Origin of the sequence: Actinophytocola algeriensis, assembly GCF_014203735.1 — a bacterium.
GTDB lineage: Bacteria > Actinomycetota > Actinomycetes > Mycobacteriales > Pseudonocardiaceae > Actinophytocola > Actinophytocola algeriensis.
On the sequence record NZ_JACHJQ010000006.1, the window covers coordinates 691,047 to 705,893 of the forward strand.

Annotated in this window: 15 protein-coding genes; 4 read left to right on the plus strand and 11 right to left on the minus strand. The window is 71.7% G+C overall.

Translation table 11 applies throughout. The features are described 5' to 3' along the window. Position 1: 1 nt before the first annotated feature. The 8 genes from mtnC to FHR82_RS30140 are packed head-to-tail and all read right to left on the minus strand — an operon-like array spanning position 2 to position 7,982. Positions 2 to 703 carry an acireductone synthase gene (mtnC, locus tag FHR82_RS30105; protein WP_184813923.1) on the minus strand — a complete coding sequence of 234 codons (702 nt, stop codon included), beginning with the start codon at positions 701 to 703 and terminating at the stop codon, positions 2 to 4. Beyond that, entirely contained in the window at positions 700 to 1,689 is a 990-nt protein-coding gene (locus FHR82_RS30110; protein WP_184813924.1) for a translation initiation factor eIF-2B alpha/beta/delta subunit family protein, read from the minus strand. Before FHR82_RS30110 ends, mtnC begins: the two co-directional genes overlap by 4 nt. Next, a complete protein-coding gene (locus FHR82_RS30115; protein WP_184813925.1) occupies positions 1,686 to 2,843 on the minus strand; it encodes an acyl-CoA dehydrogenase family protein in 1,158 nt (385 codons plus the stop codon). The genes FHR82_RS30110 and FHR82_RS30115 overlap by 4 nt, the downstream gene beginning before the upstream one ends. Next, on the minus strand, positions 2,840 to 3,589 hold the full coding sequence (locus tag FHR82_RS30120; protein WP_184813926.1) for a phosphorylase family protein: 750 nt from the start codon (positions 3,587 to 3,589) through the stop codon (positions 2,840 to 2,842). Before FHR82_RS30120 ends, FHR82_RS30115 begins: the two co-directional genes overlap by 4 nt. Continuing rightward, positions 3,586 to 4,482: an ABC transporter permease gene (locus FHR82_RS30125; RefSeq protein ID WP_184813927.1), complete on the minus strand. Its 897-nt coding sequence runs from the start codon at positions 4,480 to 4,482 to the stop codon at positions 3,586 to 3,588. Before FHR82_RS30125 ends, FHR82_RS30120 begins: the two co-directional genes overlap by 4 nt. Then, the gene (locus FHR82_RS30130) at positions 4,479 to 5,459 is read right to left on the minus strand and encodes an ABC transporter permease (protein WP_184813928.1); all 981 of its coding nucleotides are present in this window, start codon (positions 5,457 to 5,459) and stop codon (positions 4,479 to 4,481) included. The genes FHR82_RS30125 and FHR82_RS30130 overlap by 4 nt, the downstream gene beginning before the upstream one ends. Continuing rightward, the gene (locus FHR82_RS30135; protein ID WP_184813929.1) at positions 5,456 to 6,973 is read right to left on the minus strand and encodes an ABC transporter ATP-binding protein; all 1,518 of its coding nucleotides are present in this window, start codon (positions 6,971 to 6,973) and stop codon (positions 5,456 to 5,458) included. Before FHR82_RS30135 ends, FHR82_RS30130 begins: the two co-directional genes overlap by 4 nt. Next, a complete protein-coding gene (locus tag FHR82_RS30140; protein WP_184813930.1) occupies positions 6,954 to 7,982 on the minus strand; it encodes a BMP family ABC transporter substrate-binding protein in 1,029 nt (342 codons plus the stop codon). The genes FHR82_RS30135 and FHR82_RS30140 overlap by 20 nt, the downstream gene beginning before the upstream one ends. Before the next feature lie 235 nt (positions 7,983 to 8,217). Here FHR82_RS30140 and FHR82_RS30145 point away from each other — a divergent pair, with 235 nt between their 5' ends. Continuing rightward, positions 8,218 to 8,559: a hypothetical protein gene (locus FHR82_RS30145; protein ID WP_184813931.1), complete on the plus strand. Its 342-nt coding sequence runs from the start codon at positions 8,218 to 8,220 to the stop codon at positions 8,557 to 8,559. 303 nt (positions 8,560 to 8,862) lie between these two features. Here the strand turns inward: FHR82_RS30145 and FHR82_RS30150 are convergent, their stop codons facing one another. Both FHR82_RS30150 and FHR82_RS30155 read right to left on the minus strand, forming a co-directional pair. Further along, entirely contained in the window at positions 8,863 to 11,076 is a 2,214-nt protein-coding gene (locus FHR82_RS30150) for an FtsX-like permease family protein (protein ID WP_184813932.1), read from the minus strand. A 136-nt stretch (positions 11,077 to 11,212) separates the two neighbouring features. After that, positions 11,213 to 11,887 carry an ABC transporter ATP-binding protein gene (locus FHR82_RS30155; RefSeq protein ID WP_184813933.1) on the minus strand — a complete coding sequence of 225 codons (675 nt, stop codon included), beginning with the start codon at positions 11,885 to 11,887 and terminating at the stop codon, positions 11,213 to 11,215. Positions 11,888 to 12,193: 306 nt separating this feature from the next. Here FHR82_RS30155 and FHR82_RS30160 point away from each other — a divergent pair, with 306 nt between their 5' ends. The 3 genes from FHR82_RS30160 to FHR82_RS30170 are packed head-to-tail and all read left to right on the plus strand — an operon-like array spanning position 12,194 to position 14,585. Beyond that, positions 12,194 to 12,862: a phosphatase PAP2 family protein gene (locus FHR82_RS30160; protein ID WP_184813934.1), complete on the plus strand. Its 669-nt coding sequence runs from the start codon at positions 12,194 to 12,196 to the stop codon at positions 12,860 to 12,862. 29 nt (positions 12,863 to 12,891) lie between these two features. Further along, positions 12,892 to 14,019, plus strand: coding sequence for an LLM class flavin-dependent oxidoreductase (locus FHR82_RS30165; protein ID WP_184813935.1), 1,128 nt, complete (start codon positions 12,892 to 12,894; stop codon positions 14,017 to 14,019). Continuing rightward, positions 14,016 to 14,585 carry an FMN reductase gene (locus tag FHR82_RS30170; protein WP_184813936.1) on the plus strand — a complete coding sequence of 190 codons (570 nt, stop codon included), beginning with the start codon at positions 14,016 to 14,018 and terminating at the stop codon, positions 14,583 to 14,585. The genes FHR82_RS30165 and FHR82_RS30170 overlap by 4 nt, the downstream gene beginning before the upstream one ends. Positions 14,586 to 14,593: 8 nt before the next feature. Here the strand turns inward: FHR82_RS30170 and FHR82_RS30175 are convergent, their stop codons facing one another. Beyond that, positions 14,594 to 14,845 (minus strand): hypothetical protein, encoded by a 252-nt coding sequence (locus tag FHR82_RS30175; RefSeq protein ID WP_184813937.1) that lies wholly within the window; start codon positions 14,843 to 14,845, stop codon positions 14,594 to 14,596. Between the last annotated feature and the right edge of the window lie 2 nt (positions 14,846 to 14,847).

The following is a 14,847-nucleotide window of genomic DNA, read 5'->3' on the forward strand; positions in this document are numbered from 1 at the left end:
CTCACAGCGACACCTCGACCGCGTCGAACGTCCCGATCGTGGGGTGCGGCTCGAAGTCGGCGTCACCGAACGGTTCGCCGGACCGGGCGACGCCTACCGTCTGCCACCCCGCGGCACGGGCGGCGTCCAGCTCGGCGGGCACGTCGGAGAAGAACACGATCCGCGGACCGGTGGCGTCCAGCCCCGCGGCGATCGTCCGGTACGACGGCGCTTCGCGCTTCGGACCGGCGTTGACCGTGTCGAAGTGCTTGCTGAACAACGGGGTGAGGTCACCGTCGGTGGTGCGGGAGAACGACGCGACCTGCCCGGCGACCGAGCCGGAGGAGAAGACGGCGAGCCGCACACCGGACGAGTGCCACTGCCGCAGTTTCGGTGCCACGTCGGGGAAGAACTCGGTCGTGAGGTCGCCGTCGGCGTACCCCTTCTCCCAGATCAGGCCCTGCAACGTCTTGAGCGGCGCGATCTTCTGGTCCGCGTCCATCCAGCCGTGCAGGACCGCGACGACCTCGGCGGTGCCCGCGGCCGGCGGCAGGTCGCCGAGCTCGCGGATCTGCGCCACGGCGGCCACGACCACCGGGTCGTCACCGTGCGCGTCGATCCACGGGCCGAGCCTCGGCCGCGCGTAGTCGTACAGCACCACGTGCACCTGGCTGGTCGCGGTGAGCGTGCCCTCGATGTCGAGCACGACCCAGTCGGCGTTCACGAATCCTCCCGGTAGTAGTCGGCGAGCCGGAGTGGCGAGAAGGGGCCGCGGTCGGTGACCACGGTCGTGACGAACCGCGGCGGGGTGATGTCGAAGGCCGGGTAGTGGCCGCGGATCCCGGGCCGGTCCAGGACCTCCGTGCCGTCGCGGTACTCGATGGGGACGTCGGCGGCGGTCGGCGCGAGCCGGTCCGGTGCCTGCACCATCGCGTGGAACGGCACGCCGAACGCGGTCGCCGCCACCGCGAGCCCGAGGGTGCCGATCTTGTTGACCACGTGGCCGTCCATGGTGACCCGGTCGGCGGCGGTGACGAGCGCGTCGACCGTGCCACCGGACAGCACGGCGGCGCCCATGCCGTCGGTGATCACGGTGGTGTCGACACCCATCTCGGCGAGCGTCTCGGCGGTGAGCCGGGCGCCCTGGAGGTACGGACGGGTTTCCGTGCAGACGAACGCGAGGTCCTTCCCCGCGTTCTGCGCGGCCCGCACCAGCTCCACCAGGTACAGGTCGGCCCAGCAGTGCGTGAGCACGGTGCCCTTGTCCGGCAGCAGGTCGACCGCATGGCGACCGAGTGCGGCACTGCGGGACCGGTACCGCTCGTTCCCCGCTTCCGCGCCGCGCGTGGCGGCGGCGACCAGCTCGTCCCCGGTCTGCCCGTCGACGTGGGACAGCACCAGGTGCACGGCCTTGCGCAGGTGGTTGTTGGTGCGGCGGGTGGCGACGAGCCGCTCCCCGGCCGCTTCGAGCCGCGCACGGGCCTCGGCCGGTCCCAGCGACGCGGCCGAACGGGCGGCGAGCACCATGCCCCACAGCGCGGCGAAGTACGGGCCGGACGACTGGGTCACCATGTCCTCGATGGCTCTCGCCACGTCCTCGACCGACGCGCAGTGCACCCACACCCGCTGCTCGGGGAACACGCGGCGGTCGAGGATCTCGACGCCGTCAGCGGTGAGGCGGACGCTGTCGGCGAGGACCGGGGTGCTCACGTGTACCCCGTGAACGGCGGGAACTCGCCGGTCAGGAAGTGCTCGCCGACCTCGCGTGCCTTGTACACCACGGGGTCGTGCAGGGTGAGCGTGCGCGCGTTGCGCCAGAAGCGGTCGAACGCGTACTTGCTCGCCGTGCCGCGGGCACCGACGAACTCGAACACCTTCGACGAGGTCTCGTTGACCGCCCTGGTCGCCACGACCTTCGCCGCCGAGATCGTCACGGCCGCCTCGCCGCGCTCGTCCTCGGTCAGGTCGGCGCCGCGGTCGAACGCCGAGCCGAGCGCGCGGGCCGCGTCGTCGGTCAGCGCACCGGCCGCCCGCACCTGCGCGACCAGCTCCCCGTAGCCCGCGACGATGTGCGGGTCCCGCGTCGCACTGTCCACTCCGGACAGAAACCACGGGCGGCCGCGGTGCCGCGTGTAGTCGGCGGCCTCGATCAGCGCGCCCTCCGCGATGCCGACGTAGATCTGGGTGAGGGCCAGCTGGAACCCGAGCGCCGCCAGCGAGAGCCGGGGTGGCTGGTTCTCCGGCTGCGGCCCCAGCACGTCGTCGGCGGGCAGGAACACGTCGGTGAACACGACGCCGCCGCTCGCGGTGAGGCGTTGCCCGATGTTGTCCCAGTCGCCGAGGTAGGTGATGCCGTCGGCCCGCGCGTCGAGCACGAACGTGAGCTTCTCGTCGTTGTCGGTGCGGGTCGCGCTGACCACGAGCCGGTCGGCGACGGCGGCGCCCGTGGCGAACGTCTTGCGGCCGTTGACGCGGAACCCGCCGTCGACCGGTGTCAGTTCGAGGGCGGCGTCGAGCGGGTTGCTGACCCCGGCCCAGAACTGGTTCCCGGTCACGGTTTCCCGCCGCAGCCGGGTCACCAGGTCCGGCCGCTCGAACAGCTCGCCGCGCCACAGCTGCAGGTAGTGGTAGCCGAGCAGGTGGCCCACGTTCGGGTCGGCGGCCGACACCGTGCGGGTGACGGCGTTCGCGGTCAGCCAGCTCTCCCCCGCACCACCGAGGCCGGCCGGGATCAACAGCGTGAGCAGCCCGGACTCCTTGAGCAGCGCCACCTCCCTGGTCGGGTCGGCACCCGCGAGGTCGCGTTCCGACGCGTCGGCGCGCAGTGTGTCGACGAGCTTGTCGACGACATCGCGCAAGTTCATGGCAGTGCCACCAGCGCGTCCAGGGCGACCGCGGTGCCCCGGGCCACCGCGTCGAACACGACCTTGCGGTGCGGGTCGTACCCGGTCGGGTCGGTGTTGTCGACCGTGGCGTTGCCGTCGATGACGAGCACCCCGCCCGCGCGCAGGCCCTTCAGCGCGGCGAACACGAGCAGTGTGGCCAGCTCCATCTCGATGGCGATCACGCCGGCGACGAGGTATTCGTTCATCGGCAGCTCACGCACCATCGGGCTGAACGCGGCCCTGGTCCACACGACGCCGCGGTGCGCACGGGCCTCGTGGGCGCGGGCGGCGGCGGTCAGCGCGAGCACCGTCTCCGGCGTGGCGAACGCCGGGTACTCGGGCCGCACGAGCTGCTGGGTGACGCCGTCGTCGCGGACCGCGGCCTCGGCGATCACCAGGTCGCCGTCGGTGATGTCCGCGCGCAGCGCACCGGCGGTGCCGAAGCGGAGGAACGTGTGCACCCCGGCCTCCGCCAGCTCCTGGAACTGGCAGAGCGCGCCCGGCCCGCCGACCCCGTGCGAGGACACGACGACCGGTGTGTCGTGCCAGCGCCCCTGGTAGCTGCGGTACTCGCGGTTCTCGCCGATCAGGGCGGCGTCCGTGAGCAGTCCCGCGATGGCGGTGGCGCGCTCGGGGTCGCCGACGACCAGCGCGTGCCCGGGCAGGCCGGTGCGCGGGATCTTCGTGATGGGCAGCGTCGAGGGCTGTGCTGTCGGCCCGGTCATGTGCTCTCCCTGGTTCTGCGGATCCTGGCGCTCGAGATGAACAGCGCCAGGAGGGTGACGACGTACGGGGCGGCGTCGGTGGCCTGTTGTGGCAGTCCGACGCCCTGGAGGCGGAAACCGAACGCCTCGGCGAGTCCGAAGAGGACAGCGGCCGCGAACACCCCGTACGGCAGCGCGCGGCCGAGCATGACGGCGACGACGGCGATCCAGCCCCGGCCCGCGGTCATGTTCTCGGAGAACAGGGTCACGTTGCCGAGCGCGAGCTGGGCGCCGGCGAGACCGCAGAGCGCGCCGCCCGCGAGGATCACGCCGTAGCGGTAGCGGGTGACGCTGACGCCGAGGCTGGCGGCGGCGTCCTCGCGTTCGCCGATGCCGCGGAGCCGCAGCCCCCACGGGTGGCGGTACAGCAGTACCGCCAACGCGACCACCGCGAGCCACGACAGGTAGACCAGCACCGAGTGCCCCGACAGGACCGTCCCGACGAACGGGATGTCCCGCACGAGGGGGAGGTGGACGGCGTCGAGGCCCTGCAGCGCCGGGTCGCTGAACGTGCCCCGGGTGCCGAACACCGTGCGGATGAGGAACGACGTGAGCCCGACGGCCAGCAGGTTGATCGCGACGCCGAGGACGATCGCGTCACCGCCGAACGACACGTGGCCGACCGCGAGGATCAGCGAGTAGGCGGTACCGGTGAGCACGGCGATCAGCACGCCGAGCCACACGCTGCCCGTGTACCAGCTGCCCGCGACGCCGGCGAACGCGCCGACGAGCATGGTGCCCTCGAGCGAGATGTTGAAGACCCCGGCCCGCTGGCACAGCGCACCGGCGAGCGCGGCGAAGAGGATGGGCGTGAGGGCCCCGAGCGCGGAGGAGAACAGCGCGGCGTCGATCATGCCGGGTTCCTCCTCTTGCGCAGCAGGCCGGTGGCGGCGGCGAGGAAGATGATCAGCACGGCCTGCAGCACCGCGGTCAGCTCCCTCGGCACCTGCGTCTCCCGTTCCATCGCGAAGCCGCCGCTGGTCAGCGCGGCGAAGAACACCGCGGCCACGAGCGTGCCCAGCGGGTTCGCCGCCGCCAGCAGCGCGGCAAGGAGCCCGATCCACGTGTACTGCGGCGTGATCAGCGCGCCGTCGATGAACCGGTACGGGAAGCCGAGGGCGACCACCGCGCCCACCAGCCCGGCGAGCCCACCGGAACAGGCGAGGAGCCGCACGGTCAGCGCGGGCCGGTCGATGCCCGCGTACTGCGCGAACCGCGGGCCCCAGCCGGTGACCCGCGTCTCGAACCCGGCGGGGGTCCTGGCGTCGACGACCGCGTACACGACGACGACGGCGGCGATCAGGAACAGGCCGGGGGCCAGTTCCGTGAACCGCACGTCCGCGGGCAGCTGGTCGCTCTGCGGCAGGCTGGATCCCTCGTCGCGCATGGGGAACCGCACCAGGTACGCGGCGAACGACATCGCCGGGTAGCTGAGCAGCAACGTCGTCACCAGCAGGGGGACACCCAGCCGGGTCTCGCACACGGCCGCGATCGACGCGTACAGCGCGCCGGCGAGCACGCCCGCGACGAGGGCCGCCACGAGGCCGAGCGGGCCGGGCACGTGCAGGCCCACCGCGATCGCACTGATGGCGCCGAGCACGAGCTGTCCCTCGCCGCCGAGGTTGACCATCCCGGCACGCAGGGGGATCGCGAGCGCGGTCGCCATCCCGACGACCGGGACCGCGTAGGCGAGCGTGTCCTGGAAGCCGTCCGGGCCGAACGCGCCGGTGACGATCGCCTGGTACGCCTCGAGCGGGTTGGCTCCGGTGGCGGCGAGCAGGATCGCGCCGAGTGCCAGCGCGGCCAGCAGGGTGACGGCGACGGTCTTCACGACGCGCCCCCGGCCATCGCGAGCCCGAGTGCGGTGTAGGTCGCCTCGTCCTTGGTCAGCTCGGCGACGACGCGGCCCTCGTACATCACGAGCACGCGGTCGGCGAGCGCGCGGATCTCCGACAGCTCGGCCGACACCAGCAGCAGCGCGTGCCCGGCGTCGCGGTACTCGATGAGCTGCCGGTGGATGTTCACGACGGCACCGATGTCCACCCCACGCGTCGGCTGCTCGACCAGCAGGACCGGCGCGTCGTGGGTCAGCTCGCGGCCGAGGATCGCCTTCTGCTGGTTGCCGCCGGACAGGGTCCGCATCGGCACGTCCTGGTTCGCGGCCCGGACGCCGAACTTCTCGACGATCTCGCGGGCGTGGTCGCGGATCCGGCCGGGCCGCAGCCAGCCGCGCCGGGCGAGTCGTCGCTGGAAGCCGGTGGCGAGGTTGTCGCCGAGCTTCGCGCCCTGCGCGCTGCCGGTCTCCACGCGGTCCTCGGGGATGTGCGCGAGCCCGGCGGCCCGCCGCTCCCGGACGGCGAGGCGGCCGATGTCCTTGCCCAGCACGGTGACGGTGCCCGCGTCGAGCGCGCGGAGCCCGGCGATGGCGGCGACGAGCTCGGTCTGCCCGTTGCCCGCGACCCCCGCGACGCCGACGACCTCGCCCGCCCGGACCTCGAGGGACACGTCGTCCAGCGCCGGTTTGCCGTGGCCCGCGACGGTCAGGCCCTGCGCGGACAGGACGATGTCGCCGGGTGACCCGGTCGGGTAGATCTTGTCCAGCTCGACGTCCCGGCCGGTCATGGCGGCGGCGAGAGCGGCACGGTCCGTGTCGGCGGTCGCCGTCCGGAGGGTGACGCGGCCGTCACGCAGAACGGTGACGTTGTCGCTCAGTGCGAGCACCTCGTGCAGCTTGTGCGACACGAACAGGATCGTGTGACCGTCGGCGGCGAGGCCGCGGAGCACGTCGAACAGCCGGTCGGTCTCGGCCGGGGTGAGGACGGCGGTGGGCTCGTCGAGGATCAGCACGCGGGCCCTGCGGTACAGCAGCTTCAGGATCTCGACCTGCTGGCGCACACCGACGGGCAGGTCGCCGACCTTGTCCCCCGGCCGCAGCCGCAGCCCGTGCCGTTCGATCAGCTCGGCGACGGCGGCCCGGGAGCGGCGGCGGTCGAGCAGACCGAAGCGGGTCGGTTCGGCGCCGAAGACCACGTTGTCGGTCACCGTCAGCGAGTTGAACAGCGCGAACCCCTGCTGGACCATGCCGACCCCGGTGTCGATGGCCTGCGCGGCCGACGAGAAGGTGACGGACCGGCCGTCCAGCTCGATCGTTCCCTCGTCCGGGTGGGACAGTCCATACAGGATCGACATGAGCGTGGACTTGCCCGCGCCGTTCTCGCCCATCAACGCGTGGATCTCACCGGGGGCGACGGTGAGGTCGACGTGGTCGTTGGCGAGGACACCGGGGAAGCGCTTGACGATCCCCCGCAGGGCGACCGCCCGCGATTCAGGCTGCTGCTGGGTCATCGATCGTGATGGTGCCCGCGGTGATCTCGTCACGCAGCTTCTCGACCTGGGTGAGCACGTCCGGGTGATCCGCGATCACGCACTGCGACTCGGCGACGTCCGGCTGGAGGCCGGTGAGCGAGATGCCCTCCTCCTTCACGCCGTAGGAGCGGGTCTCGCCGCGCTTGCCGTCGAGGATCGCGGTCACGCCGTCGGTGATCACCACGTCCGTGCGCTTGATCACGTTGTCGACGACGACGCCGGGCGAGGCAGGGCACTGGTTGGCGTCCACCCCGAACGCGAAGATCCCGTGCTCCTTGGCGGCCTCGAACACGCCGAGGTTGCCGGACGCGGACGCGGCGCCCATCACGTGGTCGACGCCCTGCCCGGCGAGCGTCGCGGTCAGTTCCTTGGCACGGCCAGGGTCGTTGAACGGGTTGGCGCCGCCGATGAACAGCGGCGAGAGCGCGGCACCGGGCCTGGTCTTCTGCGCGCCGAGGCCGAACGGCTCCGAGTAGCGGTGGAACTGGGGCGCGTCGACGGCCACGACCGCGCCGACCTTGCCGGACTTGGTGAGCAGGCCCGCTTCCGCGCCCGCGAGGTAGACGCCCTCGTACTCGCGGAACACGGCACAGGTGACGTTCGGGTACGGCTTCTCGGTGCACGCGTCGACGAACAGGAACTGCTGCTCGGGGTTCTGCTCGGCCTGCTGGGCGAGGACGTCGGCGAAGTTGAAGCCGACGGCCACCACCACGTCGGGCTTGTCGCGGACGGCGGCGGCGACGTTCTGCTGGATCGAGGCCGGGTCGGTGCTCTCGTAGACCTTCTGGGTCCCCTTGGCCTGGCTCGCCGCGTCCTCGATGCCCGTGACCGCGAGCTTGAGGAAGTCGTTGACGCCGACCGGGTTGGGGGTCACCAGCACGAGGGACGGACCGTCACCGCCCGTCGCGCCCGGCGAGTTCGCCGCCGCGTTGCACCCGGTTGCCAGCACTCCGGCAGCCAGTAGCAAGATCCCCAATCGCGCCCTCATCGCGCACGTCCCTTCCCCGCGTGTCACCCGACCGGAGCAACCGTATGCATCGTGCCCACCATGCGACCACCGTGTCCAATGAATGGGACGCTGACCACGGTGTTCCTAGCAAGGACGGTCGCGGTTCGCACACGGGGAGTACCGATGAGTGCGTTCACCCGTTGGAATGTCTTCAGGTTTTGCCCAATCCTGCCGAGGGAATCGGTGGGCAGACCTCAACGACGAGGAGGACCGCATGGCCACCGAGGCCGCACCTATGACCGCCACCCGACCGATTCCCGGCCCGAGAGTGGGGCTCACCACCCCGGACATCCGGCCGCGCGCAGGACACGATCTGCTCATGGGGGTGGACAAGGTACTCGCCCGGCTGGCCGAGCCGGGCGGCCCCGACGGCCTCGCTGACGACCTCCGCACCGCCCTGGCCCGCACCGCGGCCATGGGCGACAGCTGCCGGATCCGTCCGCAGTGCGACGGCGTCCGCCTGGCCGCCGACCTGCTGCTGGCCGGCGAGGTGGTCGACGCGCACGCCATCCTGGTGCGCATGCAGGCCGAGCTGACCGACAGCCAGCGCCACTGAACGCCACCGAAGTGGCAGTGCCAGCGACAGAAGTACCAGCGACAGAAGTACCGCGGTAGTCACGAAGAACGGGCGCCCGGCCCGCCGCCACAGCGGACCGGGCACACCGCCGATACCTCCGGCCCCACCACACGAGCGAAGCCCGGCTCGCGCGCCCCGACACGCGAACCGGGCTCACCCTCCGGCCCGTCCCCCGACGAACCGGCCCCCTTCTCAGGCGCCACCCGCGCCCCGAACGCGAAGCGGCGGCCAGGTCCGGGGAGCGCCCCACCCGAGGGGTTGGCAGAGCGGCTCCCCGGGGTCTCACTCGTCGGCCAGCGGCTCCGCACGCACCCGCTTCAGCGCGGGCGAGCACACCGACGCGGCCAGCACCGCGACCAGCGCCCCGAGCACGATCGGCGCGGCGAGCCACGGGCTGAACACCGGGACGCTCTCCGACACCAGCCCGAACAGCCCGACCCCGACTACCGTCCCCAGCGCGCCCGCCCCGACGGTCGCGACCAGCGCGGGCAGCGCCGCCTCCGCTCGCAGTGCCCTGGCGAGCGTGTGCACCGGCGTGCCAGCGGCCATCAGCGCGCCGAACGTGCGCCGCCGGTCCATCACCGAACCCGCCGTCGCGATCGCCGCGGACAGGCCGCCGAGCACCGACGCGGTCACCAGGCCGATCACCGTCACCCGGCGCAGGTCCGCGAGCTCGGAGTTCTGCTCACCGAGCTTCATCTCCTTGCTGATCACCTGCGCACCGCCGGACGCGGCGAGCAGCGCGGTCCGCGCCGACTCCCGAGACTTGCCGTCCGCGGGCACCGCGATGTCCACATTCGACAGTTCGGTCCCGGCGGGCAGCAGCGACGGGTCGATCAGCACGACGTCCGTCGACGCCGCGACCGGTGTGACACCCAGCGGGGCAAGCTTCTCGGACGCGCCCCCGTCAGGTGTCGACTCGGTGGAGTACGACACCGTCTCCAGCGCGGCGCCGGACGGTGCGTACACCGCGGGCTCGGTCTCGCAGTCGAGCGACACCGGCAGCAGCACCTCGGCGTTCGCGCAGGACACGACGTAGCCCTGCAGGTACTCCTCGCCCTGTTTCAGCTGGACCTCTCCGACCTGCGCCGCCCGGGCCGCGAGCCCGTAGCGCTCCAGCCTGTCGTCGACCTCGTCGACGATGGCCGGCGCGCGCTCGGCGTCCGTGCTGAGGTACAGGACGGAGTCCCGGTAGGCGCTGTAGTAGCCGGCCTCGGACTCGAGGCTCGGCATCAGCGTCAGTGCCATCGACCCGGCGAACACCGCCAGCACCACACCGGCCGACGCCCGGTACGCCGCCTTCGGGTCGTCCCGCAGCCGCCGCCCGGCCAGCAGCGCGGACGGCTTGCGCCACACCTTCGTGAAGAACCCACCGAGCGCCGAGGTCACCCACGGTCCCACGATGGTCGGCGACCACATGAGGAACCCGAGCGACGCCAGCAGCGGCAGCAGCGCGGCGGAGGAGTCCTTTGCCATCGACAGCGTCAGGAAGAACAGCAGCACCGCCGCGGGCACGATCAGCAGACGCCCCTTGTTGAGCGGTTTGCTCGTGTGCCCGCCCGCCGCCATCAGCGGTGTGTTCACCACGCGCCGCAGCCCGGCGACGGCGGCACCGACCACCAGCACCGGCACGGCGACCGCCACCAGCACCACGATCGGCCACGGCAGTATGAAGTCCTGTGCGAACCAGGTGCCGCCGCCCCACGGCACCCAGGTCGCGAGCGAGTGCAGCACCGGACTGATCGCGACCCCGAGCACGGCGCCCAGCACCGCGGCGAGCCCGGTCTCGGCGGCGACCATGGACGTGACCTGTGCGGGGGTCGCCCCCGCGAGGCGCAGCGCGGCCAGCCTGCGTTCCCGCCGCGCGGCCGTGAGCCGGGACGCGGACGCCACCAGCACCAGGCTCGGCACGAGCAGCACGACGACGCCGACCCCGGCGAGCAGTGTCAGCAGCCCGTCCGGCTGCGCCACACCGGCCGCCAGCTCCGGCAGCTGGTAGGCGTTCGCCGGCATGGTGTCGGGTGTGTGCCCGACGAGCAGCACCAGCTGCTCGGGGAACATCAGCGCGTCCTCGCCGAGCAACCCGGCCGGTTTCGCGCCGAACCGGTCCGACAGCTCCGACGCGGGCATGGTCGACGCGAGGTGCGCGAGCTCCGGCGACTGCAGCATCTCGCCGGGTGCGGGCAGCCGGTCGATACCCGGCGGCAGATCGAGGTCGGCCGGGTCGACGAGCGGCGCGACGTCCACCCGGGTGATCACCTGCCCGTCGACCTGGTCGTCGCTGGAGGCGAAGCTGACCTGCCCACCGGACTCGGTGAAACCGGTGGGGTGCTGCCACAGCGTCCGTTCCGCTCTGGCCTGCGTCGCGTACGGGAGGCTCGTCAGCAACAGCACCAGCCCGGTGGCCACCGCGACCCCCAGTGCGGTCAGCACGGTGGACACCTGGGTGCGCCGATCCACGCGCAGCACCCGCAGAGCGAGCTGCAGAGGATTCATGCTGTATCTCCTTGTTCGCTCTGTTCCTCCGCTGAGCCGCCGTCTTCCCTCCCGCGCGCGGAGATTCCTGGGCTCGTTCCTCGCGCAGGAATCTCCGTGCTCGTCAGTCCAGACGGCGACCGCTCCGTCACGCCGCTCATGCGGCCACCGGCTGCTCGATCTTGCCGTCGCGGATGGCGACGGTGCGCGGCATCATCGCGGCGATCTCCCGGTCGTGGGTCACGACGATCACCGCGGCGCCGGTCTCCTTGGCGGCCTCGACGAGCGCCCCGATCGTCGCGTGTCCGGTCTTGGTGTCCAGTGCGCCGGTCGGCTCGTCGGCGAAGATCACCTTCGGCCGGTGGGCGATGGCCCGCGCGATCGCGACGCGCTGTGCCTCACCGCCGGACAGCTCACCGGGACGGCGGGCCTCCTTGCCCGCGAGACCGAGTCTGCCGAGCCACGTGCGTGCGGTGTCGATCGCCATGGCGCGGTCCCGGCCGCCGAGCAGCAGCGGCAGCGCCACGTTCTCCTCGGCGGTCAGCTCGGCGACGAGCATGCCGGACTGGAACACGAACCCGAACTCGGTGCGCCGCAGCTCGCTGCGCTTGGTCTCCGACAACTGGTCGACGCGTTGGCCGCCCAGGGTGATCACGCCCTCGTCCGACCTGAGGATGCCCGCGAGGACGTGCAGCAGCGAGGTCTTGCCCGACCCCGACGGCCCCACGATCGCGATGACCTCGCCCGCGGCGATGTCGATGTCCACCCCGGCGAGCGCGTACGCGGCGCCGTAGCGCTTCACCAGCCCTCGACCGGACAACAGCGATGTCATGTCTGCCCCTTCTCCGTGCCCGCGGCCTCTGTGCCCGCCGGGCTGTGCGTTGGGGAGAACCTTCGCGGAGGAGGCCGGTCGAGCACGTCGGGCAGATGGCCATGACCCCGCGACCGGCACCGGCCGATCGGCCGACCCGTCGGTGGCCGATCGGCTAGTCCGCCTCCCCGGATTCAAAAGTGTTGGTCCCGACCCAGCGAAACCTGCGGACCGCGGGCGGTTGGTGGTTGAGTGTCGTCACGTTCCCCTGAGGTAACCGCTGATCAGGCCAAGACTTGCCCACAAAGATCCCAAGGACGCGGACCAGTGACCCGATCAAGACAAGCCGTCGCCGCTGGCCTGGCCATGGTCGTGCTGGGGCTTGCCGCGATCGTGCTGACCGAGGCCGTCGTGCACCACAAGGCGCTCGCCGGGCTGGACGGTCCGTTCCGGGACTGGGTGGTCGACCACCGGAGCGGGTTCTGGACCGAGGTGATGGTCAACGCGAGCCGGTTCGGGAGCACGCCGTCGCTCATCGTCATCGCGCTGGCAGCGGGTGCGTGGCTGGCCTGGAGGGGCAGGAAGGCCGACTCGCTGCTGGTGGTCGCCGGGTCGGCGGGGGCGCTCGCGCTCGGGCCGGTGCTCAAGGCGATCGTCGAGCGGCCGCGGCCCGCGCTGTCGGACCACGTGGTGTTCGTCCACAGCTGGTCGTACCCGTCCGGGCACAGCCTCAACTCGATGGCCGTGCTTGGCCTGCTCACCGTGCTGGCGGTCCGCGAACGACCCGGTGTGCCGCGGCGGACGCTCCTGGCCGTGCTCGGCGGGTTCCTGGTGGTCGTGGTGGGGTTCAGCCGCGTCTACCTCGGCGTGCACTGGCCGTCGGACGTGCTCGCCGGGTGGCTGATCGGCATCCTCTGGCTGACCGTCTGCTTCACCGTCGCCCACCTCGGTCGCGGGAATACCGGCACGTCGAGTACGGTTCCAGGCAGTAGTTGAAGTCGCAACTACCCGGAAGGATGAGCGTGATGCAGTTCGGGATCTTCTCCGTCGGGGACGTCACCACCGACCCGACCACCGGCGTGACGCCGAGTGAGCACGAGCGGATCAAGGCCATGGTCACGATCGCGCTCAAGGCCGAAGAGGTCGGGCTGGACGTGTTCGCGACCGGCGAGCACCACAACCCGCCGTTCGTGCCGTCCTCGCCGACCACCATGCTCGGCTACATCGCCGCGCGGACCGAGAAGCTGATCCTGTCCACGGCGACGACGCTGATCACCACGAACGACCCGGTGAAGATCGCCGAGGACTTCGCGATGCTGCAGCACCTGGCAGGCGGCCGCGTCGACGTGATGATGGGCCGCGGCAACACGGGCCCGGTCTACCCGTGGTTCGGGCAGGACATCCGGCAGGGCATCCCCCTCGCGATCGAGAACTACGCGCTGCTGCACGAGTTGTGGCGCAAGGACGTCGTCGACTGGGAAGGCCGGTTCCGCACGCCGCTGCAAGGCTTCACGTCCACGCCGCGGCCGCTGGACGGGGTGCCGCCGTTCGTGTGGCACGGTTCCATCCGCAGCCCGGAGATCGCGGAGCAGGCCGCCTACTACGGCGACGGGTTCTTCGCGAACCACATCTTCTGGCCGACCTACCACTTCCAGCGGCTGATCGGCCTGTACCGGGAGCGGTTCGCGCACTACGGGCACGGCACGCCGGAGCAGGCCGTCGTCGGCCTCGGCGGGCAGGTGTTCATGCGGAAGAACTCGCAGGACGCCGTGAACGAGTTCCGGCCGTACTTCGACAACGCGCCGGTGTACGGGCACGGGCCGTCGCTCGAGGACTTCACGGAGCAGACGCCGCTGACCGTCGGGTCGCCCCAGCAGGTGATCGACCGGACGCTGACGTTCCGCGAGCACTTCGGCGACTACCAGCGCCAGCTGTTCCTGATGGACCACGCCGGCCTGCCGTTGAAGACGGTGCTGGAGCAGCTGGACCACCTCGGTGAGATCCTTCCGGTGCTGCGCACGGAGTTCGAGGCGCGGCGCGCCCCCGGTGTCGCGGCGGCGCCGACGCACGAGTCGCTGGTCGCCGCGGCCAAGGCCACGGAAGTGGGTTCAGCAGGGGGTTCCCCGGAGTTTTCGGAGAAGGTGGAGGCATGAAGCTCGTCGTTGTTTCCGCGGGCCTGACCCAGCCGTCGTCGACGAGGCTGCTCGCCGACCGGCTGGCGACGGCCGTCGCCGCCCACGCGGATGTCACCCCCCGGGTGGTCGAGCTGCGGGAGCTGGCGGTCGACATCGCCAACAACCTGGTCACCGGCTTCCCTGCGCCCGCACTGGATGACGCGTTGAAAGCCGTGGTGGAGGCGGATGGCCTGGTCGTCGCCACGCCGATCTTCACCGCCTCCTACAGCGGCCTGTTCAAGAGTTTCTTCGACCTGGCCGACAACGAGGCCCTGACCGGCAAGCCGGTGCTGATCGCCGCGACCGGCGGCACCGCGCGGCACTCGCTCGCGCTGGAGCACGCCATGCGGCCGATGTTCGCCTACCTGCACGCAGTGGTCGTCCCGACGGCCGTGTACGCGGCGACGGAGGACTGGGCGGGCAAGGACCTTGCGCAGCGGATCGACCGGGCGGCCGGTGAGCTGGCCGACCTGATGGTCCGCGGCCCGGCGCCCGCGAAGGAAGAGTTCGTGCCCTTCGCCGACCTGCTCGGGAAGAAGAACTAGTGTCCCCTTCAAGCGCGGGGACGCGGGCTGGCCTTGTCGTCCGGTGACGGGGTGGGGGCCTGCCGTTCGTAGGCCTGCTGGATCTCGATCTGCGGCTCGTGCGCGGCCGGGTGCCAGATCTCGTCGATGACGCTCATGGCACCACTCATCGCGGCGCTGCCAACGCGGCGGCGCCGCATCCGTGCCGCGCCACGCACCAGACCCCAGCAGATCGCGGTGACGACCCCGGCGACGAGCAGGAACGGCAGCAGGACGTCCATGC